At 50.8% G+C, this 25,258-nt stretch carries 23 protein-coding genes, 1 other RNA gene and 1 other annotated feature; of the genes, 3 read left to right on the top strand and 21 right to left on the bottom strand.

Annotated elements, in window-relative coordinates:
• Positions 1–21: 21 nt before the first annotated feature.
• Both J4760_RS02260 and J4760_RS02255 read left to right on the top strand, forming a co-directional pair.
• Positions 22–1,386 carry an aspartate kinase gene (locus tag J4760_RS02260; protein WP_237604646.1) on the top strand — a complete coding sequence of 455 codons (1,365 nt, stop codon included), beginning with the start codon at positions 22–24 and terminating at the stop codon, positions 1,384–1,386.
• 76 nt (positions 1,387–1,462) lie between these two features.
• Complete coding sequence (locus tag J4760_RS02255; protein ID WP_237604645.1) at positions 1,463–3,145, top strand: ABC1 kinase family protein; 1,683 nt, start codon at positions 1,463–1,465, stop codon at positions 3,143–3,145.
• Between the two features lie 38 nt (positions 3,146–3,183).
• Here the strand turns inward: J4760_RS02255 and J4760_RS02250 are convergent, their stop codons facing one another.
• Complete coding sequence (locus tag J4760_RS02250; protein ID WP_145285766.1) at positions 3,184–3,600, bottom strand: RrF2 family transcriptional regulator; 417 nt, start codon at positions 3,598–3,600, stop codon at positions 3,184–3,186.
• An 81-nt stretch (positions 3,601–3,681) separates the two neighbouring features.
• Between J4760_RS02250 and J4760_RS02245 the strand changes: the two genes are divergently transcribed.
• Positions 3,682–4,950 (top strand): replication-associated recombination protein A, encoded by a 1,269-nt coding sequence (locus tag J4760_RS02245; RefSeq protein ID WP_145285763.1) that lies wholly within the window; start codon positions 3,682–3,684, stop codon positions 4,948–4,950.
• A 40-nt stretch (positions 4,951–4,990) separates the two neighbouring features.
• Here the strand turns inward: J4760_RS02245 and ssrS are convergent.
• From ssrS to mreC, 20 genes are all read right to left on the bottom strand, one after another.
• Positions 4,991–5,183: non-coding RNA, 6S RNA (ssrS, locus tag J4760_RS02240), on the bottom strand.
• A gap of 108 nt (positions 5,184–5,291) precedes the next feature.
• Positions 5,292–7,049, bottom strand: a complete 1,758-nt coding sequence (aspS, locus tag J4760_RS02235; RefSeq protein ID WP_237604644.1) for an aspartate--tRNA ligase — start codon at positions 7,047–7,049, stop codon at positions 5,292–5,294.
• Between the two features lie 2 nt (positions 7,050–7,051).
• On the bottom strand, positions 7,052–8,323 hold the full coding sequence (gene hisS / locus J4760_RS02230; protein ID WP_237604643.1) for a histidine--tRNA ligase: 1,272 nt from the start codon (positions 8,321–8,323) through the stop codon (positions 7,052–7,054).
• A gap of 298 nt (positions 8,324–8,621) precedes the next feature.
• Positions 8,622–9,344: an N-acetylmuramoyl-L-alanine amidase family protein gene (locus J4760_RS02225; protein WP_145285755.1), complete on the bottom strand. Its 723-nt coding sequence runs from the start codon at positions 9,342–9,344 to the stop codon at positions 8,622–8,624.
• Positions 9,344–9,796 carry a D-aminoacyl-tRNA deacylase gene (dtd, locus tag J4760_RS02220; protein ID WP_145285752.1) on the bottom strand — a complete coding sequence of 151 codons (453 nt, stop codon included), beginning with the start codon at positions 9,794–9,796 and terminating at the stop codon, positions 9,344–9,346. Before dtd ends, J4760_RS02225 begins: the two co-directional genes overlap by 1 nt.
• 9 nt (positions 9,797–9,805) lie before the next feature.
• Complete coding sequence (locus J4760_RS02215) at positions 9,806–11,983, bottom strand: RelA/SpoT family protein (protein WP_237604642.1); 2,178 nt, start codon at positions 11,981–11,983, stop codon at positions 9,806–9,808.
• 107 nt (positions 11,984–12,090) lie between these two features.
• Positions 12,091–12,609 (bottom strand): adenine phosphoribosyltransferase, encoded by a 519-nt coding sequence (locus tag J4760_RS02210; protein WP_237604641.1) that lies wholly within the window; start codon positions 12,607–12,609, stop codon positions 12,091–12,093.
• A gap of 14 nt (positions 12,610–12,623) precedes the next feature.
• A complete protein-coding gene (gene recJ, locus J4760_RS02205) occupies positions 12,624–14,867 on the bottom strand; it encodes a single-stranded-DNA-specific exonuclease RecJ (protein ID WP_237604640.1) in 2,244 nt (747 codons plus the stop codon).
• A 48-nt stretch (positions 14,868–14,915) separates the two neighbouring features.
• Positions 14,916–17,195, bottom strand: a complete 2,280-nt coding sequence (gene secDF, locus J4760_RS02200) for a protein translocase subunit SecDF (RefSeq protein WP_237604639.1) — start codon at positions 17,193–17,195, stop codon at positions 14,916–14,918.
• Positions 17,196–17,301: 106 nt separating this feature from the next.
• Positions 17,302–17,568 carry a preprotein translocase subunit YajC gene (yajC, locus tag J4760_RS02195; RefSeq protein ID WP_145285738.1) on the bottom strand — a complete coding sequence of 89 codons (267 nt, stop codon included), beginning with the start codon at positions 17,566–17,568 and terminating at the stop codon, positions 17,302–17,304.
• 19 nt (positions 17,569–17,587) lie between these two features.
• Entirely contained in the window at positions 17,588–18,733 is a 1,146-nt protein-coding gene (tgt, locus tag J4760_RS02190; protein WP_145285736.1) for a tRNA guanosine(34) transglycosylase Tgt, read from the bottom strand.
• Complete coding sequence (gene queA, locus J4760_RS02185) at positions 18,734–19,768, bottom strand: tRNA preQ1(34) S-adenosylmethionine ribosyltransferase-isomerase QueA (protein ID WP_145285733.1); 1,035 nt, start codon at positions 19,766–19,768, stop codon at positions 18,734–18,736. It abuts the gene before it with no gap.
• A 2-nt stretch (positions 19,769–19,770) separates the two neighbouring features.
• On the bottom strand, positions 19,771–20,790 hold the full coding sequence (gene ruvB / locus J4760_RS02180) for a Holliday junction branch migration DNA helicase RuvB (protein WP_145285730.1): 1,020 nt from the start codon (positions 20,788–20,790) through the stop codon (positions 19,771–19,773).
• 12 nt (positions 20,791–20,802) lie between these two features.
• Positions 20,803–21,390: a Holliday junction branch migration protein RuvA gene (gene ruvA / locus J4760_RS02175; RefSeq protein ID WP_237604638.1), complete on the bottom strand. Its 588-nt coding sequence runs from the start codon at positions 21,388–21,390 to the stop codon at positions 20,803–20,805.
• A 10-nt stretch (positions 21,391–21,400) separates the two neighbouring features.
• Positions 21,401–22,681, bottom strand: coding sequence for a GTPase ObgE (obgE, locus tag J4760_RS02170; protein ID WP_237604637.1), 1,281 nt, complete (start codon positions 22,679–22,681; stop codon positions 21,401–21,403).
• A 92-nt stretch (positions 22,682–22,773) separates the two neighbouring features.
• Positions 22,774–23,058: a 50S ribosomal protein L27 gene (gene rpmA / locus J4760_RS02165; protein WP_145285720.1), complete on the bottom strand. Its 285-nt coding sequence runs from the start codon at positions 23,056–23,058 to the stop codon at positions 22,774–22,776.
• A 10-nt stretch (positions 23,059–23,068) separates the two neighbouring features.
• Positions 23,069–23,389: a ribosomal-processing cysteine protease Prp gene (locus tag J4760_RS02160; protein WP_145285717.1), complete on the bottom strand. Its 321-nt coding sequence runs from the start codon at positions 23,387–23,389 to the stop codon at positions 23,069–23,071.
• Entirely contained in the window at positions 23,389–23,697 is a 309-nt protein-coding gene (rplU, locus tag J4760_RS02155) for a 50S ribosomal protein L21 (protein ID WP_145285715.1), read from the bottom strand. Before rplU ends, J4760_RS02160 begins: the two co-directional genes overlap by 1 nt.
• Before the next feature lie 14 nt (positions 23,698–23,711).
• Positions 23,712–23,785, bottom strand: a sequence feature (ribosomal protein L21 leader region).
• Positions 23,786–23,827: 42 nt separating this feature from the next.
• On the bottom strand, positions 23,828–24,346 hold the full coding sequence (mreD, locus tag J4760_RS02150) for a rod shape-determining protein MreD (protein ID WP_237604636.1): 519 nt from the start codon (positions 24,344–24,346) through the stop codon (positions 23,828–23,830).
• 1 nt (position 24,347) lies between these two features.
• Complete coding sequence (gene mreC / locus J4760_RS02145; protein ID WP_145285710.1) at positions 24,348–25,196, bottom strand: rod shape-determining protein MreC; 849 nt, start codon at positions 25,194–25,196, stop codon at positions 24,348–24,350.
• Between the last annotated feature and the right edge of the window lie 62 nt (positions 25,197–25,258).

Here is a 25,258-nt window from a genome sequence, read left to right as displayed (position 1 = left end):
CAGAAATGAAGGTGTGAGAAGATGAAAGTAGTCAAGTTTGGCGGCAGCTCCCTATGCAGCTCAGAACAGATCAGAAAAGTAGCCGACATCATCAGAAGTGATGCAGAACGACGAATTGCTGTCGTCTCTGCACCTGGCAAAAGATCCAGTGGTGATACCAAGGTGACGGATATGCTGATAGCCCTGCATGCCAACCACACGGCCGGACTGGATACAGAGGATGCACTCAGCCGCATCATCGACCGTTTCGCATCCATCATCAACGACCTGGAAATCGACCAGTCATTGCTCACGCAGTTCGAACGGACACTGGTACACTACCTTGAAACAATCACCAGCAAGGATCGGCTGCTCGATGCCTTGAAATCGTGCGGCGAGGATTTCAATGCCCAGCTGGTCAGCGCCTACCTCAACCAGATTGGTGTGCGTGCTGAATACATGTCCTCGAAGGAAGCCGGCATACTCGTGACCGACGAGCCATCAAACGCCCAGCTGATCGAATCCTCGTACGATACGCTGAACCGGTTGAAGGATACCGACCATGTTCTGGTCATCCCTGGATTCTACGGCTGTTCCGAAAATGATGATATCGTCACTTTTCCGAGGGGCGGCTCGGATATTACAGGTGCAATCGTTGCGCGCGGCGTTGAAGCCGAGCTCTATGAAAACTTCACCGATGTCAGCTTCATCTATTCGGCACATCCGGGGCTCATCGATCGTCCGCACGCCATCCGTGAAATCACCTACCGTGAGATGCGGGAGCTTTCATATGCAGGGTTCGGCGTCTTTCATGATGAAGCACTTGAGCCGGTTTTCAAAAAGCATATCCCTGTCATGATCAGAAATACGAATGACCCTGATGTCGAAGGGACGAAGATTGTCTCGGACAGGGCGTTCATACCTGAAATGCCTGTAATCGGCATCAGCTGTGATGAAGGATTCACTTCAATTACAATGAACAAGTATCTGATGAACCGTGAAATCGGATTTACGAGGCGACTGCTGCAGATATTGGAAGACCACCGCCTGTCCTATGAACATATCCCATCCGGCATCGATAACCTTTCCGTCATTCTGCGCACAAGGCAGTTCGAAGGCAATTCGAAACTTGAGGAAGTGATGGCCGACATCAATGACAAGCTCGAGCCCGATTCCATGTATGTCGAAGATGATCTGGCACTCCTCGTCATCGTAGGTGAAGGCATGAAAGAGCACGTCGGCATCGCCACCAAGACGACAACCGCTTTGAGTGACAATGGCGTCAATATCAGTATGATCAACCAGGGTGCGTCTGAGATCAGCATGATGTTCGCAATCGCCATCAAAGATGCGCGTAAGGCACTGCGTGCCATCTACAGCAACTACTTCAAGGAAGTCAAAGTATAGTAATTAGGTGATTCGATCTGCCTCACAGGGTATACTGGTATATATGGATACTGTATAAAGAAATGGGAGGGGCAGCATGCTATTTGAAAAACGATTGCAGCACATGAAGCGGTACAGGGAAATCGCTCTGGCATCCTCGAAGAGCGGCTTCGGCTACATTGTCGAGGAACTGGGGCTCGATGAAGTGCTCTCCCTGCCGAAAAGACTGCTTCTGAGACGGGACGCGGAACACATTGAAAAGACCAGAGGGGAACGCATCCGGCTGTTTCTTGAAGAGATGGGACCAACATTCGTCAAGATCGGCCAGGTGGCAAGTACACGTCCCGATCTTGTGCCTGAAGACATCATCAATGAGTTGTCGAAGCTTCAGAACCATGTTCCGCCCTTTTCATATGAAAAAGTTGAAGAGACCATAGAGCAGGCTCTTGGTGCAAAAATCGGAGATATATTCGAAACTTTCGAAGAGGCTCCGATCGGCTCTGCTTCCATCGGACAGGTGCACCGGGCAACACTCATCACCGGTGAGGCGGTTGCCGTCAAAGTCCAGCGCCCCAATATAGAGAAGATTGTCCGCAGTGACCTCGAAATCCTGCATCAGCTTGCGCTGCTTGCCGAGTCCCGCATGCAGTGGGCACGGCAGTATCAGCTGATCGATATGATCGAAGAATTTTCAAGAGCCATAGCAGAGGAACTTGACTATACCATCGAGGGCAGAAATGTCGAAAAGATCGGCAGGCAGTTCGAGGGGGACGACACAGTCCATATTCCGAAAGTGTACTGGGATGTGACGACAAAGAACGTCCTCGTAATGGAATTCATAGAAGGCATTCTGATCAGCGACCTCGCCGCACTGGACGCCAAGGGGTATTCGAGGGAACGGCTGGCTGAAAGACTGACCCATGCCATCTTCCATCAGATACTGATCGAAGGGTTCTTCCATGGCGACCCCCACCCCGGCAACATCACCATTCTGGAAGGGGAAACCATCGGTTTCCTCGATTTCGGCATGGTCGGCAAGATGACGAAGGAAATGAAGGCGAACTTCGGTTCCCTACTGATTGCCATGATGCGCAAGGATGCGGACGGTGTCGTCCGCGCAATCACCCGTATGGGCGTCGTCCCGGATGAAGTCGATATGAAGACATTGAAGAAAGATGCGGAACTGCTGAGGGATAAATACTATGATATCCCCCTCAGCCGTATGAACCTCGGAGAAGCCGTCCAGGATATTTTCGGTATTGCCAATAAGCACCGCATCAAGCTGCCGACGGACTTCACCATGCTCGGCAAGACCATCCTGACCCTGGAAAGCATTGTCAGGCAGCTGGACCCGGACTTCAGCATCGTTGATGTTGCAGAACCATTCGGACAGCAGCTGCTGAAGGAACGGTTCAACCCGAGGAATATCGCAGACCAGGCATGGCATCAATGGCTCGATCTGAGTGATGATGTCAAGGATACTTCCAGCAATCTCCACGAATTCTCAAAAAGTCTCAAGGACAGGAAAGTACCTGTGGAAATCCAGCTGCGGCGCAGTGAACAGTTCATGAAACGGATAGACCGCATCGGCAACCGGCTGTCATTCAGTATCGTCCTGCTGTCGTTCAGCATCATCATGGCCGGGCTGATCATGAGTTCCGCGCTGTCGGAACGGTCGACCATACTGTTCAATTTTCCTGCCATCGAAATCGGCGCGGTTGTCGCGCTCATCATGTTCGTCGGAATGTTGTATTCCATTTTCCGATCGGGCAGATTCTGAAAAAAGCCTTTGGAAGTCATCCGACCTCCAAAGGCTTTTTAAATGTAGAACATATAGTCGTCCACTTCATCCTCGTCATGGTCGAGCATATCGGAAAGTGTCGTATGGTCCAGCACATCGCGAAGCGCATCCCTGATGCGACCCCACAGATAGCGTTCCGTATCCGTGTCCTTTTCATCCCCTTCGACCGCCACGATGTTCTCTTCGAGCGTTCTGAAAATCTGTCCGACCGTAATCGCATCCGGCGCATGATTCAGTTCATATCCACCGTATGCACCCCGTGTACTTTTGACGAGCTCGGCCTTTTTCAGACTTGCGACAATCTGCTCCAGATAAAGGTCGCTGATCCCTCTTTCCTCCGCAACCGATTTGACGCTTCTTTTCTTCTCTCCATAGTTTCTGGCCAGGGCCAGCATGAAATAGAGTCCGTATCTACCCCGTGTAGTAATTTTCATAAAGCACCTCTTAGTTTAAGTTCATTTCTATTTATATTATAGTATTAATAAATATACCATAAGACTGAAACAGGTGAAAATATGACTACTCAACCATTAAGTTACAGGATGCGCCCGACATCCATAGATGAAATACTTGGGCAGGCACATCTTGTCGGCGACGGCAGCATCATCAGACGGATGGTCAAGGCGAAAAGGCTGTCTTCGATGATTCTGTACGGCCCTCCAGGCATCGGCAAGACGAGCATCGCGAGTGCCATTGCCGGATCTACCAATTTCAAGTTCAGAGTGCTGAACGCTGTCACCAATACGAAGAAGGATATGCAGATCGTCGCTGAGGAAGGAAAGATGAGCGGCAGCGTCATTCTGCTGCTTGATGAAATCCATCGTCTGGACAAGGCGAAGCAGGATTTTCTGCTCCCCCACCTTGAGAATGGCAACATCATACTGATCGGGGCCACCACCTCGAATCCGTATCACGCCATCAACCCGGCGATCAGAAGCAGATGCCAGATATTCGAGCTGGAGCTGCTCGATCCTGACGACGTCGAGGAAGCATTGGTGCGTGCCATCGGTGATGCCGAGCGTGGACTCGGAAAAATGAAGATCGAGATAACGGAAGAGGCATTGAAATACTTGGCTCATACGAGCCAGGGAGACGTCAGAAGCGCCCTGAATGCACTCGAACTTGCTGCACTCAGCACTGAAGAAGATGAAGTGGGTACCATCCACATCGGGATGGAAGATGCCAAGGCATGCATGCAGAAGTCGGATCTCCTGTATGACAAGGATGGCGATCAGCACTACGATGTGATGAGCGCCTTCCAGAAATCCATCCGGGGCAGTGATGTCGATGCCGCCCTCCACTACCTGGCCAGGCTTGTCGAAGCTGGGGACCTCGTCACCATTGCAAGGCGCCTCCTCGTCATCAGCTATGAGGACATCGGACTGGCCAATCCGCAGCTTGCTTCGAGGACACTCGATGCCATCGTGTCTGCTGAGCGGCTCGGCTTCCCGGAAGCACGCATCCCGCTGTCGCAGGCCGTCATCGAGCTCTCGCTCTCGCCGAAGTCGAACAGTGCCATCAAAAGCATCGATGGCGCCCTCTCCGACATCAGGAAGAAGAAGACAGGCAGCATACCGAAGCACCTTCGGGATGGCCACTATAAGAGCGCTGAGAAGCTCGGCAATGCCATCGGCTACAAATATCCCCACAACTACCCGAACCACGTGGTCAGCCAGCAGTACTTGCCGGATCCGCTCAGAAATGCCGCCTACTACGAGAAATCGGATGTCTCCAAATATGAGAAGCAGCTCGGTGATATATACGATAAGCTTAAAAAACTATAAAAAAATAAGCACCGAATTATAATAATTCGGTACTTATTTCGAAATATCCGAGCGTAAGCCGTGTGTATTTGTTGATTATTTTGGCCTGCTATTTGCAGGTGGGTGCCCTGTTCCCTACTCCAAACGTCCTGTCTCAAGCAGGCATGTTTTTCGTAGGAAAACTAACGGGCTCCCGTTAAAAAAAGTGTTAGGTCAAAATATAATTCAACACATCACGCACTTCTCAGATATTCCTGTTACAAGTATAATAGCATACCCATTTGAAAAAAGAAACAAAAAACACTTTATTATTTTCAGTACAGAAAATGCCATGGAAGGCCTCACTTCCATGGCATTTTTCTCTATTTTTCGATATTCACGTCGATATGAAGCTCCTCAAGCTGCTGTCTGGATACTTCCGACGGTGCATTCATCATCAGGTCGCCGGCACTTGCCGTCTTCGGGAAGGCAATGACATCACGGATGTTGTCCGTACCTGCAAGCAGCATGACGAAACGGTCGAGACCGTAGGCAATGCCGCCGTGCGGCGGCGCACCATACTTGAAAGCTTCGATCAGGAAGCCGAACTGCGCATCCCTTTCCTCATCTGTGAAGCCAAGCGCCCTGAACATCTTCTCCTGGAGTGAAGCGTCGTGGATACGGATGGATCCGCCGCCGAGTTCATAGCCATTCAGCACAATATCATATGCATTGGCGAGGACCTGCTCCGGTGCCTGATCGAGCTTGTCGATATCTTCCGCTTTTGGTGAAGTGAACGGATGGTGGGCTGCAAAATAGCGGCCGGCATCCTCGTCGTATTCAAACAGCGGCCAGTCCGTCACCCACAGGAAGTTGAACTGGTCTTGTGGAATCAGATCGAGATCCCTGGCTAGCTTGTTTCTGAGATTACCGAGTGACGCATGGACAACCTTTTCGGAATCTGCAACAAACAGGACGAGGTCGCCGTTTTCAAGAGACAGTTTCTCGAAAAGATCAGCCTGGTTCTGCTCATTGAAGAACTTGGCGATCGGACCGTTCAGTGCATCCTCTTTCACTTTCAGCCATGCGAGACCTTTGGCACCATAAGTCTTGACGTAGCCTTCGAGCTTATCGATGTCCTTGCGGGAAAACCGGCTCTCCTCGCCTTTTACAACGATCGCCTTGACCATGCCACCATTCTCCACAGCCGATCGGAATACCTTGAAATCTATGGTTTCAGCAAATGCACTGAGATCGTTCAGTTTCAGTTCGAACCGTGTATCGGGCTTGTCGACACCGTACTCGGCCATGGCCTCATGATACGTCATGCGCGGGAAAGGCGTCGTCACCTCAATACCTTTGACATCCCGCATCACCTGGCTGATCATCCGTTCGTTCAGTGCAAGCATCTGCTCTTCATCGGTAAATGACATCTCGATGTCGATCTGAGTGAATTCAGGCTGCCTGTCGGCCCTCAAGTCCTCATCACGGAAGCATTTGACGATCTGATAGTACTTTTCCATGCCAGACAGCATCAGCAGCTGCTTATAGATCTGCGGCGACTGCGGCAGCGCATAGAATTCGCCTTCATGCACCCGGGAAGGCACAAGGTAGTCGCGCGCCCCTTCCGGTGTCGATTTTGAGAGTACAGGTGTTTCGATATCAATGAAATCCTCATTATCAAGAAAGTTTCTGACACTGCGGTTGAGCTGGTGACGCAGTTTCAGTATATTCTGCAGCTTCGGTTTTCTGAGATCGAGGTAGCGGTACTTGAGGCCGACATCCTCACTGACTGTTTCATCCATGACCTGAAAAGGCGGTGTCTTGGCCTTCGACAGCACTTCCACTGCATCAGCCATGATTTCTATTTTTCCGGTCGGAATATTATCATTATATTGGGACGGATCACGCTCCAGTACTTTTCCTGTTACCGAAACGACGAATTCAGACCGGATGCGTTCGGCTGTCTCAAGGGCTGGCTCGGACACCTCCGGATTGAAAACCACCTGGATGATGCCCGCGCGGTCTCTCAGATCGATGAAGATCAGTCCACCAAGGTCACGCCTCTTCTGTACCCACCCTTTCAGATGGACAGTCTCTCCTGTCAGTGCTTCTGTGATTTCTCGTGTATATTTCCTCATGATCACTTCTCCTCAATTATCGTCCTGATTTCTGCTATGTCATCTAGACTGATTTTTTCCGATTCGCCTGTTGCCATGTTCTTCAGTTCCGCTTCACCGGATGCTAGTTCTGTTTCGCCGATGACGATCGTGTGGGCAGCGCCCTTCCTGTCTGCATCCTTCATCTGGGCCTTAAGCTTCCTGTGCTTATAGTCCATATCGCAGCTGACGCCCTCTGTACGCAGTTTGTGTACGAGACGGCCGGCTGCCGTACTCGCAGATTGGTCGAGCGTACAGATGTACAGGTCGATGCCTTCAGGCTCCGGCAGCTCGATGCCTTCCGCTTCAAGTGCCAGAAGCAGCCTTTCGATGCTGAGTGCGAATCCGATGCCGGTTTCAGATGGTCCATCGAGCAGTTCAAGCAGACCATTATAGCGGCCGCCGCCGCACAGGGTCGTGATGGCACCGAAGCCTTCAGCATCACTCATCAGCTCGAACGCGGTATGTGTATAGTAATCGAGTCCTCTGACGAGGTTGTAGTCGACTTCATATGGGATATCCAGTGCATCAAGATTCTGTTTCACCTCTTCGAAATACGCCTTCGACTCATCATTCAGATAGTCGTAGATGACCGGTGCATTCTGAACGAGTGGGTGGTCCCTGTCCTTCTTGCAGTCGAGAATTCTCATCGGGTTGGTATCAATACGCACCTGGCAGTCCGAGCAGAATTCGTGGATGGACGGTCTGAAGTGGTCGACGAGCGCCTGGTTATAGGCCGCCCGGCTGTGCTGGTCTCCGATCGAGTTGATGTGAAGCTTCAGATTCCTGAGTCCGAACGACTGATAGATATGCATCAGCATGCTCAGCACTTCCACATCGATCAGCGGATCCTCGACACCGATTGCTTCGATGCCGAACTGGACGAACTGTCGGTATCTGCCCTTCTGACGTCTTTCGTATCTGAACATCGGTGCCTGATAGTATACTTTGACCGGCTGATTGACATCATGCTGCATCTTGTTTTCAATATAGCTTCTGACAACAGGTGCCGTCCCTTCAGGTTTCAATGTCATGCTCCGGTCGCCCTTGTCCTTGAACGTATACATCTCCTTGTTGACGATGTCCGTCGAACCGCCGACACCTCTTACGAAAAGTTCAGTCGATTCGAATACGGGCGTCCGGATCTCCTTGTAGTTGTAGTTCTGCGCAATACTGTGCAGTCTATTTTCAATGTACTGCCATTTGTATGTGTCCTTCGGCAGTATGTCCTGTGTACCTCTTGGAATCTGTATCATCTGCTCCACTCCATTTCTGAAATATAAAAAAGCCCCTTATATCCATATGGATATAAGGGGCGAGTAAATCGCGTTGCCACCCTGATTCAGCCTGATTAAGGCCCTCTCGCATCGTAACGGCTGCCGCCGCCTGCAAAACAGGATTCTACCGAAGTGTCGGTTCCGGATACGGATTTACAACCTGCTTGCAGCCGGGGCAGGTCTCTCTTTGGTCCATCCTATCCACCTCAACGGATCACTGAATTCATTCTTTCGATTATTTAATATGATATGGTCTATCGGCAATCAAGTCAAGCACTCAGTTCAAATAATCATCAATTCCTTCAAGGATGCCCGCTGCCATCATATTCTGATATCTTGTCTCGGTCAGCGACATATCATCCACTTCATTGCTCAGATAGCCGAGCTCCACCAGTACTGCCGGATAGTCGAGCTGCCACGTCACCTGGTAGTTCATCGTCTCCACACCGCGATTATAGAAATAGGAATACTGGTCGAGTGCAGCATTGATGGACTCGGCAAACGCCTTCTGCCCGGGGTGGGTATAGTATGTCGTAAATCCTGAAATTGATGGGTCGTCCATTGCATCACTATGCAGACTGATGAACAGGTCACCTTCGACCTTCCTTTCGTCCAGTGATGCAAATGTATCACGGTCACGTGTCAGGATTACTTCGGCACCGCTTGACGCAAGTCGTGCTTCGAGCGTCTTAGCGATGCCGAAGACGATCTGATCTTCCGTCACACCGGATATGCTTGTTGCGCCCGGATCTTTCCCGCCGTGTCCCGGATCGATGACGATCGTCTGCCCGCTGAAGTCATAGTCCGGCGCATCAAGATTCACCTGTATGGGCTCATGCGTTTCATTCAGGAAACGGTCAAAGAGCAGAACAGATGCCAAAATGATGCCTCCGGCAAGCAGCATGAAGCAGAGCGGCGCCATATACAGATGCTTTTTGTACTTGAAGAAATTCCTGATGTGCTGCACTATACCGATTGAGCGTCTGTCCGACTGTCCCATTACTGGATCTTGCCATCCATGGACTCATAAAGTATCGTAATTGGTCCATCATTATTGATCTGGACCTGCATCATTTCACCGAAGAAACCTTCTTTGACAGTCAGTCCGAAAGACTGGAGATGAGAATTGAAAAGCTGGTACAGCCTATTGGCATGATCCTTGCCGGCAGCCTGTGTGAAGCTCGGCCGGTTTCCCTTTCTGACATCTGCATAGAGGGTGAACTGGGATATGCTGAGTATTTCACCCTCGACATCCTTGATGGACAGGTTGATCTTGCCATCTTCATCCTCGAAGTTCCGGCTTGCTGCAATCTTCTCTGCGAGCTTCAGTGCATCTTCTTCTGTCGAAGCTTCCGACACACCGACCAGCAGGCAGTAGCCCGGACCGATTTCATTGAAGAATTCGTTGCTCATGACAGTGGCACTGGATACTCTTTGCAATACAATTTTCATTTCTACACCTCATTTAAAAACGCGTTCTACGCTGTATATGTCAGGAAGCTGTTTGATCTTGTCTACCACTCTGTAGAGATCCGATACGTTCTGCAGCATGACCGACAGACTGATTTTTGCATGCTTGTCGATGTCCGCCTGTCCATTGACGCGGGTGATCGGGAACTTGGTGCTTGCGACGACGTTCAGCACTTCATTGACGAGACCCTGCCGGTCGTATCCGGTGATCTCGAGATCTGCCTGGTACTTGCGATCCTTATTCTTGTTCTTCACCCATTCCACGTCGATCAGACGTTCCGTTTCATTCCTGATGTTCGGGCAGGTTGTGACATGGACCTTCACCCCATGCCCTTTTGTGATGAAACCGATGATATCATCACCTGGCAGCGGGTTGCAGCATTTGGACAGGTTGATCAGCATATTGTCCATGCCCTGGACGTAGACACCGGATTCTGTAGAGACTTCCTTGTAGTGATGCGTCCGGTCGATTTCTTCTACGACATTGCTCTTTTCTTCTGCAACCTTGAACTTTTCCATCAGACGGTTCGTCACCTGCTGGGCTGTGACACCGCCGAACCCCACCATGGCGTACAGATCATCCTCGTGGCTGATGTTGTAGCGTTCAAGGACCGGTTCCATGTACTGGGGCTTCAGGACATCATCCGGCCTGTAGTCCCGGTTCTTGATTTCATGCTCCACTGCGAACCGGCCTTTTTCTATATTGCTTGCACGGTCCTGCTTTTTGAAGAAGGCACGGATCTTGTGTTTGGCACCTGAGGATTTGACCAGTTTCAACCAGTCGAGGCTCGGTCCGTACGACTGCTTGCTCGTACGGATCTCCACAATTTCACCGGTTGAGAGCTCATAGTCGATCGATACGATCTTGCCGTTCACTTTCGCACCGATCATCTTGTTGCCGACCTCGGTGTGCACCTGGTATGCGAAGTCGATCGGCACGGCGCCTTTTGGCAGTTCGACGACATCTCCGTTCGGGGTGAATACATAGACCTTGTCGCTCAGAAGATCACTTTTCAGCGATTCCATGAATTCTTCTGCATCGGACGCGGAATTCTCCTGGTCGATCAGGTCCTGGAACCAGTGGATGCGCTTGTCGAGGAAAGGCTCCTTCTTGACCTCTTTGCCTTCCTTGTATGCCCAGTGGGCAGCGACACCATGTTCTGCTATTTCATGCATCTCGAATGTACGGATCTGTATTTCGAGTGGATCTCCATTCGGTCCGACGACGGTGGTGTGCAGCGACTGGTACATATTCGGCTTCGGCATGGCGATATAGTCCTTGAAGCGTCCCGGCATCGGTTTCCATATGGTATGGATGACACCGAGGACTGCGTAGCAGTCCCTGATGTTCGTCACCAGCACACGGACAGCGAGCAGATCGAAGATCTGATCGAACTGCTTATGCTGCTTCGTCATCTTCTTATAGATGCTGTATATGTGCTTCGGCCGCCCGGACAGCTGCCCGACGATGCCGGTATGGTCCATTTCCGACTGGATGCGTTCGATGGCCTGGTTGATGACCACCTCGCGCTCGCTGCGTTTCTTCTTCATGGAACTTACAATCTTGAAATACTGCTGCGGCTCGATATACCGGAGCGCAGTATCCTCAAGCTCCCATTTGATGCTTGAAATACCGAGACGGTGTGCCAGTGGCGCATAGATTTCAAGCGTTTCCTGAGAAGTCCGTATCTGCTTGTCTTCAGGCATCGCCTTCAGCGTACGCATATTATGCAGACGGTCGGCGAGCTTGACCAGGATGACACGGATATCCTTGGCAATGGCAATGAAAAGCTTGCGGTGGTTCTCCGCCTGCTCTTCCTGCTTCGAACGGTACTTGACCTTCTCAAGCTTGGTCACTCCGTCCACAATTACCGCAACTTCCTCGTTGAACATGGTTCTCAGGTCATCGAATGTATACTCCGTATCCTCGACGACATCATGAAGGAATCCGGCAATGATGGTCGGACAGTCGAGCTTCAGTTCCGCCAGAATGCCGGCAACCTGGACCGGGTGCAGTATATACGGCTGGCCGCTTTTGCGGTACTGGCCTTCGTGCGCTGCGTGTGCCAGAGCATATGCCTTCTGAACCATCTCCATTTCCGATTCGCCCATATATGACGCACACATGCGAATGACATCTTCTTTGCTGTATGGATACTCCTTGTTCATGATCTCACCGCTTTCCCTCTACACTGATTAGAATCATCATACTATAAAACCTCTTTCAAATAAATAAATGACTAAAAAAAGCCTGTTTGCACAGACTTTTCAGCAGATTAATCTTCGTACGTAATCAATGAAAGTGTATCATATCCCTCAAGACGTTTCATGCCATCGAGATATTCAAGCTCTATCAGGAAGGCGATGCCGGCTACGATACCGCCGAGTGATTCGATGAGCTTGATCGTCGCTTCGATCGTACCGCCTGTCGCCAGCAGATCGTCCGTAATCAGTACACGCTGGCCGGGGGCGATCGCATCCTTGTGCATGGTCAGTGTGTTTGATCCGTACTCGAGGTCATATTCATATTTGATGACTTCCCTCGGCAGTTTCCCTTCTTTTCTTACCGGTGCAAAACCGATGCCCATGCTGTATGCAACCGGACAGCCGATGATGAATCCGCGTGCTTCAGGACCGAACACGATGTCAATCTCCTTCTCCCTCGCATATTCCACTATCTGATCTGTTGCATACTTGTATGCCGGTCCGTTGTCCATTATTGTCGTAATGTCCTTGAAGCTGACACCTTTTTTCGGCCAGTCCGGCACTTCTGATACATATTGTTTTAAATCCATTTAGATTCCACCAATCAATTCGAAATTAATGTTCTGAGGTAGTCTTTCAGCTCAGTTGAAGAAGACATTTTCAGGAGTCTCTCAGCTTCCAGCTGGTTCCTGAGGTTCTGATAGTATGCTGATTCTTCCAATCTCCAGGCGCTATCACCCTGATCCTTGTATATTATACCATCTTCCACTCGGATAATCTCTAGATCTGTCATAATATCTATCGACATTTTAAGGAACTTCATCTTGATGCCGAGCCTGCCGGCAAGTGCCGGCGCATGCTTCGCCAAGTCTATCGACCCGTCATCAGCGGATTCAATCAGCCGATGGAGTTCGGTGATGATCTCTGTTTTCGGTATGCCTGTGAAGAACAGCTCCTCCTTCTGGTTGAAGATGGAGATGATCTTCGATGCATGTATGCCGCCCAGGGAATACGCCAGATTGTCGACGCTCTCCGGCAGATCGCGAAGCACGACCGTCTTCGATGTAAAGGGCAGCACTTCACCGAAATGGTAGTAGTTTTCCCCTTTTTTCTCCCTGCCTTCGGCAATGACGAAAATATCATCCGACGAAATGATGTCGAAACGCTGGTCGGTCCGGCTTCTCATATCGATGAGCTGGACGCTGTCGACACTCACGTCCTGCAGCATCATCTGGAGTGTACGGCTCTGGTTGAACACGTTGACATTGACCGTGCCGACCAGACTGATTGCATCGCCCTGCGATACTTCATTGACCAGATGGCCATAACCGAATCCGATGACGTCCATGCCGACCTGGGCCACCGATAGCTTGATATGGGATTTATCCTTGCCCACCTGTCTGATGGTACTGATATTTTCATTGCTGATCAGAAATACCGGTGACTGGAACGACTGGCCAAAAGGCTTCAGCCGGTCGAACCGTTCGAACGCCTTCATGGTCATATTTCCCTGCTTGATCTGATAGTCGATATACTTGACCGGCCTGAGATCGAGCTGCAGCTGATCGAAATAGCCTGTTAGCTCCTGTGTGAAGGATTCGATATCCACCTGGAGTACTTCCACACCCAGTGCCTGTGCATGTCCGCCGAACCGGTGATGGTGATTCGAATGCTCGGACAGGACACCATGCAGATCCACGCCTTCGATCGACCGTGCTGATCCGCGGTAGACCCCATCATCAAGCGTCAGCACAATTGCCGGCTTGCCATACTGCTCGACAATCTTCGAGGCGACGATGCCGAGCACACCAGGGTGCCAGCCGTCCTGATAAACAATATTGATCTGCCTGTCGGGCTCGACCTGCGTCTTTGCCTCATCGAATATCGTCTCGACCAGCTGCTTGCGTTCAAGATTCATATTCTCGACCACCATGGCCTGCTCATAGGCGACACCTGAATCCTTCTCGAGCAGGAGTTCGACTGCAATCTCCGCCTCGCCCAGCCGTCCAGTCGCATTCAGTCGTGGCGCCAGTGTGAAGGCGATCGTCTCCTCATCCATCTGGCCATCATGACCGGCGCTTCTGAGCAGTGTATGCACGCCGGTTGGCGGTGAATCATTCAAAACCTTCAAACCTTCGATAACAAGCTTTTTATTTTCATCGATCATGGGAACGAGATCGGCCACTGTACCGATGGCCACCCAGCCGATATCCTCCTTTGCTTCAAGCCCAAGTGCCTGGACCAGCTTGTAGGTGATGCCGACGCCCGCAAGCGAACGGAATGGATATGTGCCGTCGGGATGATCCGGATGGATGATGGTCGCGTCAGGCACATTATCACCGAATGCATGGTGGTCCACCACGATCGTTTCAATGCCTTCGGATTTCAGGAAGGCGATCTCCTTACCGCCCGAGACACCATTATCAACTGTAATCACAAGGTCATACTGGCCGACTACAAGCTCCTCGAACACAGCACGGTTCGGGCCATAGCCGTCCTCGATGCGGCTTGGGATGAAGTAGTCCACATTTTCGGTCCGTCTTCTGAGCGCATTCAGAAGCAGTACTGTGCTTGTGATGCCATCCGCGTCGAAATCCCCGTAGATCAGTATGCGTTCATCTGCGTCAAAAGCAGTCTCGATGCGTGCCACTGCATCCGCCATGCCGTAGACGAGGGAAGGATCATACGTCTTCGGGCGATAGATCCTCTCGAGATCAGATTCCGTCGTATACCCCCGGTTTTCGAGTATGGTCTGCTCCAGCGGATTGAGCTTGAACTTGTCAATAAGATCGTCCGGCATATCCGAACTTCTACGGCGTACTTTCCACTCATACTTTGACTGGTACATAGATTACATCCTTTGCAAAACGCCCGGGGGTGCCCGGGCGTTCTAGAATTATACAAGTATTTTTTCGTCATCTTTCTTCTTCTCTTCGTATACGGTCAAGCTGCCTTCTGCTTTTCTGAACTGACGCTTCTTCAATATGCCCCACAGCTGCAGTGCGATGAAGAGCGATGAGTAGATGCCGCTGATCAGGCCGACCAGCAGTGCAATCGAGAAGTTCAGTATGGCTGTGCTGCCCATGAATACGAGCAGAACAACCACGATGATGACAGTCAGCACCGTATTGACCGAGCGGGTCAGCGTCTGTTTGAGCGAGCGGTTGATAATCTCATCAATCTGCGATTCTTTCCGGATCACCCGCGTCTTCTTCAAGTTTTCACGGACCCTGTCGAATGTCACGATTGTATCGTTGATCGAATACCCGACGATTGTCAGCACGGCGGCGATGAAAGTAATATCCACTTCCAGCCTGAAAATGGAGAAGACCGCAACCATGATGAATGCATCGTGGATCAGTGCCAGCACACTCGGCAGCGCCATGCGCCACTCGAATCTGATGGAGGCATAGAGAACGATGCCGAGCGATGCGATGGCGAGCGCCATGGCCGCATTCTGCGCAAGTTCACGTCCGATCACAGGACTTACTGTGCTGATTGCAGGCTGGCTGCCGTACAGTTCTTCAAAGGTGTCCTGCATCTCTGTCACTTCATCCTGGGACAGATCTTCAGCATAGCGGGCAACAACCATATTCTCCCCTGAAGTTGTAGTGCTGTCGGGCGGGATATCCATGGCTGAGAGTTCCGCTTCGACCTGTTCGACCGTCGCTTCACCATTCGTCTCGATATCCGCTCTTGTCCCGGACGTAAAGTCGATGCCGAGGTTCAGTCTGAAGATGGACAGGACGATAAGGCCTGCGAGAATGAGCACACCGCTCAGTATAAAGAACTTTCGCGCATGACCGACGAAATCAAACTTGTCCCAAGGCGTCGACAGATGTTCGATGTCTTTGCCTTCATTGATATTGAATCTATCCGACTCCTTGACTCCGAACCAGCCGAGCCGGCCGTTGAAGAAATTTGATCGGATCAGGAGCGACAGTACGAACCGTGTCAGGAATACAGCTGTAATGAAGCTCATCAGTATCGACAGGATCAGCATGGTCGCAAAGCCTTTGACACTGCTTGTTCCGAATATGAACAGTACCACACCGGCGATCATCGTCGTGATGTTGGCATCTATGATCGTCCATAGGGAAGCGGCCGATGCCCGCTTGTAGGCCTGCTTCAGGTTTCTTCCGATCCTGAGTTCATCCTTGATGCGCTCATACATGATGATGTTGGCATCCACCGCCATGCCGACACCGAGAATCAGTGCCGCAATACCGGGCAGGGTGAGTACGCCGCTGATCAGGTTGAACCCGAGAAGCGTCAGGTAGATGTAGGCGGTCAGCGTCACTGCCGCAACAACACCCGGAAGTCTGTAGAACGCAATCATGAATATGAATACGAGTGCTACACCGATCAGACCGGCAGTCACAGTCTCATCCAGTGCCTGGGCACCGAACTGGGCACCGACGGAATTGGAATAGATCTCGGTCAGCTTGACCGGCAGCGCACCCGAATTGAGGAGTGCAGCAATATTCTGGGCACGCTCAAGTCCTTCCTCACCATTGAATCCGCCGGAGATCATGACGTCTGATGAATTGATCGGTGCGGATACGCTCGGTGCAGAAATGAATTTCGGATCCGCCTTCTGAACTTCCTCTGCAAAGCTGTCTTCGCCTTCTTCGAAGTCCATCCAGATGACCATCAGATTTTCACCGGCCGGTCTCTGGGAAATCTCTTCAGTGACCTCACGGAACTTGTCAGGATCCTTCAGCTGCAGCGATACCATGGGCTGGTTCATTTCGTCAAAGTTCTGACTCGCCCCACCCTGGACCAGATCTGCACCGGACAGAAGAACATTATCATCAACGTCCCGGATGGTCAGTTCAGCCTGGGTGCTGAGCAGCTCCCTAGCTTCAGCCTGATCTTCCACTCCGGCAAGCTGGACCCGGATCCTGTTGCCTTCCTCAATCTGGATATTCGGTTCTGAGACACCAAGTACATTGACGCGCGAATCCAGTGTCTGTGCCGTACTCTGTACCGCCGAGTCATCAATTTCATCTCCATCATCAAGTGGTTCGACCTGATACAGTACTTCAAATCCACCCTGCAGGTCCAGACCAAGATTGACGTCCTTGACAAGATCTTTCGCTGTCAGTCCAACGACCGTCAATATACCGATGACCAGCAGAATGGTGATGATGATTCTATTCTTCTTTACTTTCAACAAAACACACCTCGATTATTTTGGAAATCCTCAACGTTTCAATTATAACTGTTGAAACCATAAATTAAAATTAAAAAAAGCCGACTCATGGAGTCAGCTCATTGCACTACTGTTTTACAATTTCCTTGAGCGCGACACGCTCAAATTTAAGTACTGCACTGCCGGCTGCATCTGTACGGATGTACATGTGTTTCTGGTCGAAGGACTCGACAGTTCCGTGAAGTCCGCCGATCGTGATGATTTCGTCACCCTTCTGCATGTTCGCCTGCATGTTCTGTACATCTTTCTGCTTCTTCTGTGCCGGACGGATCATCAGGAAGTACATTACCAGAATGAGTACCAGAAACGGCAGGATGGCCATAAAGAATTCCATCTATGAATCTTCTCCTCTTTTAGAAATTTTTCGGATTTTCGACATTCAATCCGTATGATTCGAAAAATGCTTCTTTAAAATCCAGCAGTTCATCATTTAAAATCGCAGTTCGAATATCTTCCATCAATTTTAACAGAAAATATAGATTATGATAAGTGGTAAGCCTCAATCCAAGAATTTCATCAGTTTTGAAGAGATGACGCAGATAGGCTTTCGTGTAGTTGCGGCACGTATAGCAGTCACACGCCGGGTCGAGCGGCGTAAAATCGCGCTCGAACTTCTTGTTCTTGACGACAACCCGGCCCTGCGAAGTCATCGTTGTGCCGTTTCTTGCGATACGGGTCGGCAGCACGCAGTCGAACATGTCGACCCCACGTATGACACCTTCAATCAGTGCATCCGGTGAACCCACACCCATCAGATAGCGGGGCTTGTCTTCAGGCAGGTACGGAATGGTCTCTTCCAGCACACGGTACATGATCGGTTTCGGTTCACCGACGGACAGTCCGCCGATGGAATAGCCCGGGAAGTCCATCGACACGAGTTCTTTCGCACTCTGTGCTCTGAGATCCTTGTATTCCCCGCCCTGGACGATGCCGAACAGTGCCTGGTGCTTGTCGTTGCCGCTCTTCACATGATGGTTCAAGCAACGTTCCGCCCATCGTGTTGTTCTATCAATCGAATCCTGTACATATTGCTTCTCTGCCGGGAACGGCGGGCATTCATCGAATGCCATCATGATGTCGGAGCCAAGGTCATGCTGGATGTCCATCGCCTTCTCCGGACTCAGAAAAAGCTTCGAGCCGTCGAGATGGCTTCTGAAATGGACGCCTTCCTCTTCAATTTTGCGTCTGTCACTCAGGCTGAATACCTGGAAGCCGCCGGAGTCCGTCAGAATCGGCCTGTCCCAGTTCATGAACTTGTGGAGTCCCCCTGCTTCCCTGATGATATCACTGCCCGGTCTCAGCCATAGATGGTATGTGTTGCTCAAGATGATCTGGCTGCCGATATCGGCAAGCTCCTCGGGCGTCATCGTCTTGACGGTCGCCAGTGTGCCGACCGGCATGAAGATCGGTGTATCGATTGTGCCATGCGGCGTGTGCAGTTTGCCGATGCGGGCACCGGTCTGCTTGCATGTCTTTATATGTTCATATCTGATTGCCATCTACTCTTCATCCTCATATATAATCATTGCATCTCCAAAACTGAAGAAACGGTATTCCTCATCAATCGCATGACGGTAGGCGTTCATGATCGTCTCCCTATCACTGAACGCACTGACCAGCATCATCAGCGAGGACTTCGGCAGGTGGAAATTGGTGATCAGCGCGTCGACCGCTTTGTACTTGAAGCCCGGATAGATGAATATATCCGTAAACCCGCTCGCTTCGACAAACTGTCCATGATCCCGCATGATCGTCTCAAGCGTCCGTGTGCTCGTCGTTCCGACACTGACCACTTTACCGCCATTCTCCTTGACTGCATTCAGCGTGGAAGCAGTCTCATCAGTCATGATGTAGAACTCGGAGTGCATCTTATGCTCTTCGATGTCGTCTACGCTGACCGGGCGGAAAGTGCCGAGCCCAACATGCAGGGTGATGTAGCTGATATGTACACCCTTGTGCCTGATTTCATCAAGCAGTGCTTCTGTAAAATGAAGACCCGCTGTCGGTGCGGCAGCTGATCCTGCATGCTTCGCATACACCGTCTGATAGCGGTCCTTGTCATCAAGCGTCTCCTTGATATAAGGGGGCAGCGGCATTTCACCCAGTTCATCCAGTACATTTTCAAGCAGCCCATCATGATGGAGGGAGACGTGCCTGATGCCCTCGGCAAACGTATCTGTGCATACTGCTGTCAGGAGACCGTCGCCGAAGTCGATTTCCGTTCCCGGCTTGACGCGCTTCGCCGGACGGATCAGCACTTCATATCCGCCTTCGATCGGCTTCAGGAGCAGCATTTCTATTTTCGCACCTGTATCCTTCTTTACACCGAAAAGTCTGGCAGGCAGTACTTTCGTATCATTCAGCACAAGCGCATCCCCTGGGTTGAGATACGCTGTAATATTTTCAAATTTCGTATCCGACACGCTGCCCGTGCGTTTATCCAGAGCGAGCAGCCTGCTTTCCGCCCGTTTCAGAAGAGGTGTCTGTGCGATCAGTGATTCGGGCAGATCGAAATCAAATTCCTCGAGTTTCAAACCTATTCCTCATTTCTAAATATATCGATGTGGGGGTCGCCATTGAAGTAGTCGTAGCTCTTCGCTGTCGCTTTTCTGCCTCTCGGTGTCCGCTCCAGAAATCCCTGCTGGATCAGAAACGGTTCATAGACATCAAGCAGTGTGATGACTTCCTCGCCGATCGACACGGCGACCGTTTCGAGACCGACCGGCCCCCCATTATATGTGTTGATGATCGTGTTCATAATTTTATGGTCAATCGGATCGAGTCCGCTCGGATCGACTTCAAGCACCTTCAGCGCATGGTTCGTCGTCTCGAGTGTAATGGACGATTCCTTCTTTACGATGGAGAAGTCCCTTACACGTCTGAGCAGACGGTTGGCGATACGGGGCGTCCCGCGTGAACGGCGGGCAAGCTCCATTGCGCTGTCCGGATCAACTGTCACTTCAAGAATGTCTGCCGTACGGTTGACGATTGTGATGAGACTGTCAAGGTCATAGTACTCGAGTCTCAACTGGACGCCGAAACGGTCCCTGAGCGGGGCAGACAAGCTCCCGAAGCGTGTCGTTGCGCCAACCAGAGTGAACGGCGGCAGGTCGATACGGATGCTTCTCGCCTCCTCCCCCTTGCCGATGACGACATCGAGGAAGAAATCCTCCATTGCCGAATACAGTATTTCTTCAACTGCACGCGGCAGACGGTGGATTTCATCGATGAACAGCACATCCCCCGCTTCAAGGCTCGACAGGATGGCTGCCAGATCGCCTGCACGCTCGATGGCAGGGCCGGATGTTGTCCGGATATTCACGCCAAGCTCGTTGGCAATGATATTGGAGAGCGTCGTCTTGCCGAGACCCGGCGGCCCATGAAGGATGACATGGTCAAGCGCCTCTTCCCTGATCCGTGCGGCTTCTATGAAGATGGTCAGATTGTCCTTCAATGTCTGCTGGCCGATATACTGGTTCAGAAGCTCCGGACGCAGTGACATTTCCACATTTTCTTCAAACGGCTGTTTTCCTTCATCCAAAATGCGATCATCCATAATAGCACCTCATTACTGAACTAGATATTTCAATCCGCGTTTTACAGCAGCATCCACCGACTCGAACGACTCGTTGCCAAGCTGCTTCTCGATGCGCTTCAGTTCACGGCTGCTGTAGCCGAGCGCTTCCAGTGCAAGCATCGCTTCACTGATGAAGTGGCTGTTGTTGTCACGCGCCGGCTTATGTGCTGTAATATCCACGGCACCGAGCTTGCCTTTCAGATCGAGAATGATCTGACTGGCCGTCTTCTTGCCGACACCCGGAAACTTCTGCATGAACTTCTCATCTTCCGCTTCAATGGCGCCGATGATTTCTTCAGTGGACGCGGCAGCAAGAATCGCCAGGGCACTCTTCGGTCCGATGCCGGTCACCTGGAGCAGGGATTTGAACAGTGTCTTCTCGTCCCTGTTTCTGAAGCCATACAGCGTATGGCTGTCCTCCCTCACGATGAGTTCGGTATATATTTGTATCTGCTGTTCCTTTTCCTGTTCAAAACGGAACGGATTCGGCACCATGAGCAGATAGCCGATTCCATTCGATTCCACGGTAATATACTGTGGTTCCACTTCTTTCAATACACCGATAATATACTGATACATCAAATCACCATCATTCTACGAATTCGAACTCTCCACCAAGTATCCTTACAGTGTCGCCCGTCTGAATGCCACGCTCACGCAAAGCGTCATCGATACCCATGGAACGCATCTGTCTGGCAAACCTTCTGATGGCAGCTTCCCTGTTGAAGTCCGTCATCTTGAACATACGCTCAATGGCGTCGCCTGTAACAACAAAGGCACCGTCATCATCCCTTGAGATCTTGAAGGCATCCGGATCTTTTTCGTAGCGGTAGAGCACACGGTGATCCGTCTCTTCGACCACTTCTTCCGTTTCCGGCGTCTCCTCAAGCAGATCTGCTACACGGTAGAGTACCGTATCAAGGTTCTGGCGGGTGGCTGCTGAGATTTCATGAATTTCCTTGTCTTCTCCGATTGCCGACCTGAACTGTTCGAAGATTTCATCATCCTCTACCAGATCGACCTTGTTGAGCACAATAATCTCCGGACGCTTCAGCAGACTTTCATTATATAGGCCCATCTCTTCACGGATGATCCTGTAGTCATCGATCGGATCGCGTCCTTCGAGGCCGCTGATGTCGATGACATGAACGATGACTCTGGTGCGTTCAACATGTCGCAGGAACTGATGGCCGAGACCGGTCCCTTCAGACGCACCTTCAATCAGTCCCGGCAGATCAGCCATGACGAACGAGCGTCCGTCTCCGGTCTGGACCACGCCAAGATTCGGCTTGATCGTCGTAAACGGATAATCGCCCCTCTTCGCCTTCGCCTTCGAAACGGCACTCAGTATCGTTGACTTTCCGACACTCGGGAAGCCGACTAGACCGACATCCGCAAGCAGCTTCAGCTCCATCGTCACTTCGAATTCCTCGCCCGGTTCACCGTTTTCGGCAAAATCCGGTGCCGGATTGCGGGAGGATGCAAACCTGGAGTTGCCGCGTCCCCCACGGCCTCCTTTGGCGATGACCATCTGGGCACCATGGTGCACGAGGTCGGCCAGTGTTTCACCGGTATCTTTCCTTTTGACAATCGTACCCGGTGGCACTTTAAGTATGAGCGGCTCGCTGTTTCTGCCGTGTGCATTCGAACTCATGCCGTTCTGGCCGTGCTTGGCCTTGAAATGGCGCTGGTAGCGGAAATCCATCAGTGTTCTCAGTCCCTCATCGACTTCGAAAATGATATCCGCACCGTTGCCGCCATCGCCGCCTGCCGGACCACCCAGTGGTACATATTTCTCTCTTCTGTATGCAACAATGCCGTTACCGCCATTGCCGGCTTTCAAGTATATATCTACCTGATCTATAAACATCGTCTCACCTCTATCCTTCAATATTATAGCATAACCGATCTATCCCATTTAATGAAAAAGGACACCAGCTTTGCTGATGTCCACTCAATTCTTTATTTTGCTTCCTTGTATACGGAAACGCGCTTCTTGTCGCGACCGATGCGTTCGTATTTTACAACGCCGTCGATTTTGGCGAAAAGTGTGTCATCTCCTCCGCGTCCAACGTTCTCACCCGGGTGGATCTTAGTACCACGCTGGCGGAAAAGAATGGATCCGCCTGTAACGTGCTGACCATCCTGCCTCTTGGCGCCAAGACGTTTGGATTCGGAATCACGGCCGTTTTTAGTTGAGCCTACACCTTTTTTGGATGCGAAAAATTGAAGATTCAGTTTAAGCATTGCTTTCACCTCACTTGAAATTTAATGTGATATGTTCACCATATTCTTCTTCTATCGTCTTTAATGAAATGATCATGCCTTCAAGAAGTATCTGCATTTTGTCATTATCCGGATCGTCCGCTTTGAATCGGAGTGAGCCGGATTCCTCATCCATTTCAATCGCCGGATTGGCTCCGGTCATATTGAGAATGGCATTTACAGAACCGAAAACGACTGCTGAAGCGCCAGCACAGACAATGTCCTTGCCATATTCATCAAACATGGCGTGACCTTCCATCCCGAAGGATGTCACCTGTCCCTTATCGTCTATATTGAATTCCACATGGATCATTACGCGTCGATCTTTTCAACTGTCAGCTTTGTATAAGGCTGACGGTGACCTTGTTTACGCTTGTAGTTCTTTCTGCGTTTGAATTTCACTACGTCGATCTTCTTGCCGCGGCCGTGTTTTTCAACTTTAGCGGATACAGTAGCACCTTCAACTGTAGGTACACCAATTTTAACAGACTCTCCACCTACGAAGAGCACTTTGTCGAAAGTGAAGGCATCTCCAGCTTCTGCGTTGAGTTTTTCAACGTAGATTGTCTGACCCTCTTCAACTCTGATCTGTTTACCACCTGTTTCGATAATTGCAAACATACTTACACCTCCTAATATAAAATAAGACACGCCATCTACAGGTGGATATGCATCACTTGAACCTGTAATTGAGCGGTTGATGTCTACATTATCACCAACTATTGCATTATATCAGCACCTCAGGCCGGTGTCAATGCTTTGGCAGTACCTCTTTTCTGACCCTTGACGTTTTCAGGGCGATGACATACACCACGGTAAAGAGCAGCGCATTGAGCAGCAGGCTCGGTGCCGCGCGCAGCGCCATATAGTCGAATACCGGCTTGTCCACCAGGTCGAGGATGATATGGAGCAGGTAGATGTATATGTCATACAGCATCGTCAGCAGCAGCACGACGAAAGCCATGGCGACAAAATCCTTATGGAACACCCGGAAGGCAGTGTGCATGAACAGGACGAAGGCCACCATGCCGAAAGCATGGATGCCATACACCGATCCTATGTAGAAGTCGAGCATTGCACCGAAGACGACTGCGAGCAGGATGCTCATTCTGGAACCTGTATAGATCGACAGCAGCAGAATGAACATCAGAAGTACGCGCGGAACGAAATAGACTTCGACATCACTGACGATGATCGGGCTGAAGCCGGCAAATGCAAAGTCCACATACATCAGCAGGAACGTGGTGAGAAATATCATGATGGCTCTCATGCTAGTCCTCCATCGATTCCGGGCTTCTCTCGATGACGAAGACCACATCGACATTATCTGCATTACTTTTCAATTGCACATAAGCGTTCTGGCTGAGACCATATTCATCATTCTCCACTTCGACCACCGTGCCGATCAGGAGACCTTCCGGATAGTTGCCGACAAGACCGCTTGTAAAGACTTCATCTCCCGGGGAGAGCCCGCTGCGGTTCTTTATATTCTCGACGACAAGCAGATTTCTTTCCTTGTCGTACTTCTGGACATTGCCGTAGATCGGAGTGCCGTCATGCATCACTTCGACCGAAAGATTATTCTGCGACACCGAAGTCGTCAGCATCTCGACATAGCTCGTCCCCCCATTGACACGTGTCACTGTACCGATCAGCCCTTCTGGTGTCATGACCGCCATGCCTGTAGTGAGGCCATCCGTTTCACCCTTGTCGATTGTGAAACTGTTCAGCCACTGGTCATGCGATCTTGAAATCACCCGTGCATTGATGCTCTCGTAGGACTGCCTGGAACTGATATCGAGCGCTTCCCGAAGTTCTTCGTTCTCTGCCTCGAGCCGTTCGATGTCCGCCTGCATCTGGGGCAACATTTCAAGCTGCGCCCGCAGTTTTTCATTTTCCTCAACCGCATTGAAGCTGCGGGTGATCGTGCCGAAAAGGCTTCCGACAAAATCGAATGGTGCATTGATGATCATCTGCGAACCAGCTGCTGCATCGGCAGTGAACTGTTCAGCACGGGTCGTGGAACTCCGATCCGTCATGGAAAAGCCGATGAGCAGAATTAAAATGATGATGCCAAACAGAATGATCAGCATGCGATTCCGGTTGAAAAGCCTGTTCACAATCCAACGCCTCCAATTAGTCCTTAATATCTGATTAAAAGAATACCACACTCGGGCGAGTG

This window comes from Salinicoccus sp. ID82-1, assembly GCF_021991715.1.
GTDB lineage: Bacteria > Bacillota > Bacilli > Staphylococcales > Salinicoccaceae > Salinicoccus > Salinicoccus cyprini.
This window is presented reverse-complemented; position numbering and strand designations above follow the sequence as displayed.

What these genes read in the sequence shown, in the direction of transcription:
- J4760_RS02225 (WP_145285755.1), bottom strand. Translation starts at nt 9,344, where the DNA reads ATGGGACAGTCGGACAGACGCTCAATCGGTATAGTGCAGCACATCAGG.
- J4760_RS02260 (WP_237604646.1), top strand. Translation starts at nt 22, where the DNA reads ATGAAAGTAGTCAAGTTTGGCGGCAGCTCCCTATGCAGCTCAGAACAG.
- ruvB (WP_145285730.1), bottom strand. Translation starts at nt 20,790, where the DNA reads ATGGATGATCGCATTTTGGATGAAGGAAAACAGCCGTTTGAAGAAAAT.
- J4760_RS02215 (WP_237604642.1), bottom strand. Translation starts at nt 11,983, where the DNA reads ATGAACAAGGAGTATCCATACAGCAAAGAAGATGTCATTCGCATGTGT.
- recJ (WP_237604640.1), bottom strand. Translation starts at nt 14,867, where the DNA reads ATGTACCAGTCAAAGTATGAGTGGAAAGTACGCCGTAGAAGTTCGGAT.
- rpmA (WP_145285720.1), bottom strand. Translation starts at nt 23,058, where the DNA reads ATGCTTAAACTGAATCTTCAATTTTTCGCATCCAAAAAAGGTGTAGGC.
- rplU (WP_145285715.1), bottom strand. Translation starts at nt 23,697, where the DNA reads ATGTTTGCAATTATCGAAACAGGTGGTAAACAGATCAGAGTTGAAGAG.
- hisS (WP_237604643.1), bottom strand. Translation starts at nt 8,323, where the DNA reads ATGATACAGATTCCAAGAGGTACACAGGACATACTGCCGAAGGACACA.
- obgE (WP_237604637.1), bottom strand. Translation starts at nt 22,681, where the DNA reads ATGTTTATAGATCAGGTAGATATATACTTGAAAGCCGGCAATGGCGGT.
- dtd (WP_145285752.1), bottom strand. Translation starts at nt 9,796, where the DNA reads ATGAAAATTGTATTGCAAAGAGTATCCAGTGCCACTGTCATGAGCAAC.
- yajC (WP_145285738.1), bottom strand. Translation starts at nt 17,568, where the DNA reads ATGGAATTCTTTATGGCCATCCTGCCGTTTCTGGTACTCATTCTGGTA.
- J4760_RS02255 (WP_237604645.1), top strand. Translation starts at nt 1,463, where the DNA reads ATGCTATTTGAAAAACGATTGCAGCACATGAAGCGGTACAGGGAAATC.
- J4760_RS02245 (WP_145285763.1), top strand. Translation starts at nt 3,682, where the DNA reads ATGACTACTCAACCATTAAGTTACAGGATGCGCCCGACATCCATAGAT.
- J4760_RS02210 (WP_237604641.1), bottom strand. Translation starts at nt 12,609, where the DNA reads ATGGATTTAAAACAATATGTATCAGAAGTGCCGGACTGGCCGAAAAAA.
- ruvA (WP_237604638.1), bottom strand. Translation starts at nt 21,390, where the DNA reads ATGTATCAGTATATTATCGGTGTATTGAAAGAAGTGGAACCACAGTAT.
- aspS (WP_237604644.1), bottom strand. Translation starts at nt 7,049, where the DNA reads ATGAGGAAATATACACGAGAAATCACAGAAGCACTGACAGGAGAGACT.
- J4760_RS02160 (WP_145285717.1), bottom strand. Translation starts at nt 23,389, where the DNA reads ATGATCCATGTGGAATTCAATATAGACGATAAGGGACAGGTGACATCC.
- mreD (WP_237604636.1), bottom strand. Translation starts at nt 24,346, where the DNA reads ATGAGAGCCATCATGATATTTCTCACCACGTTCCTGCTGATGTATGTG.
- tgt (WP_145285736.1), bottom strand. Translation starts at nt 18,733, where the DNA reads ATGGCAATCAGATATGAACATATAAAGACATGCAAGCAGACCGGTGCC.
- J4760_RS02250 (WP_145285766.1), bottom strand. Translation starts at nt 3,600, where the DNA reads ATGAAAATTACTACACGGGGTAGATACGGACTCTATTTCATGCTGGCC.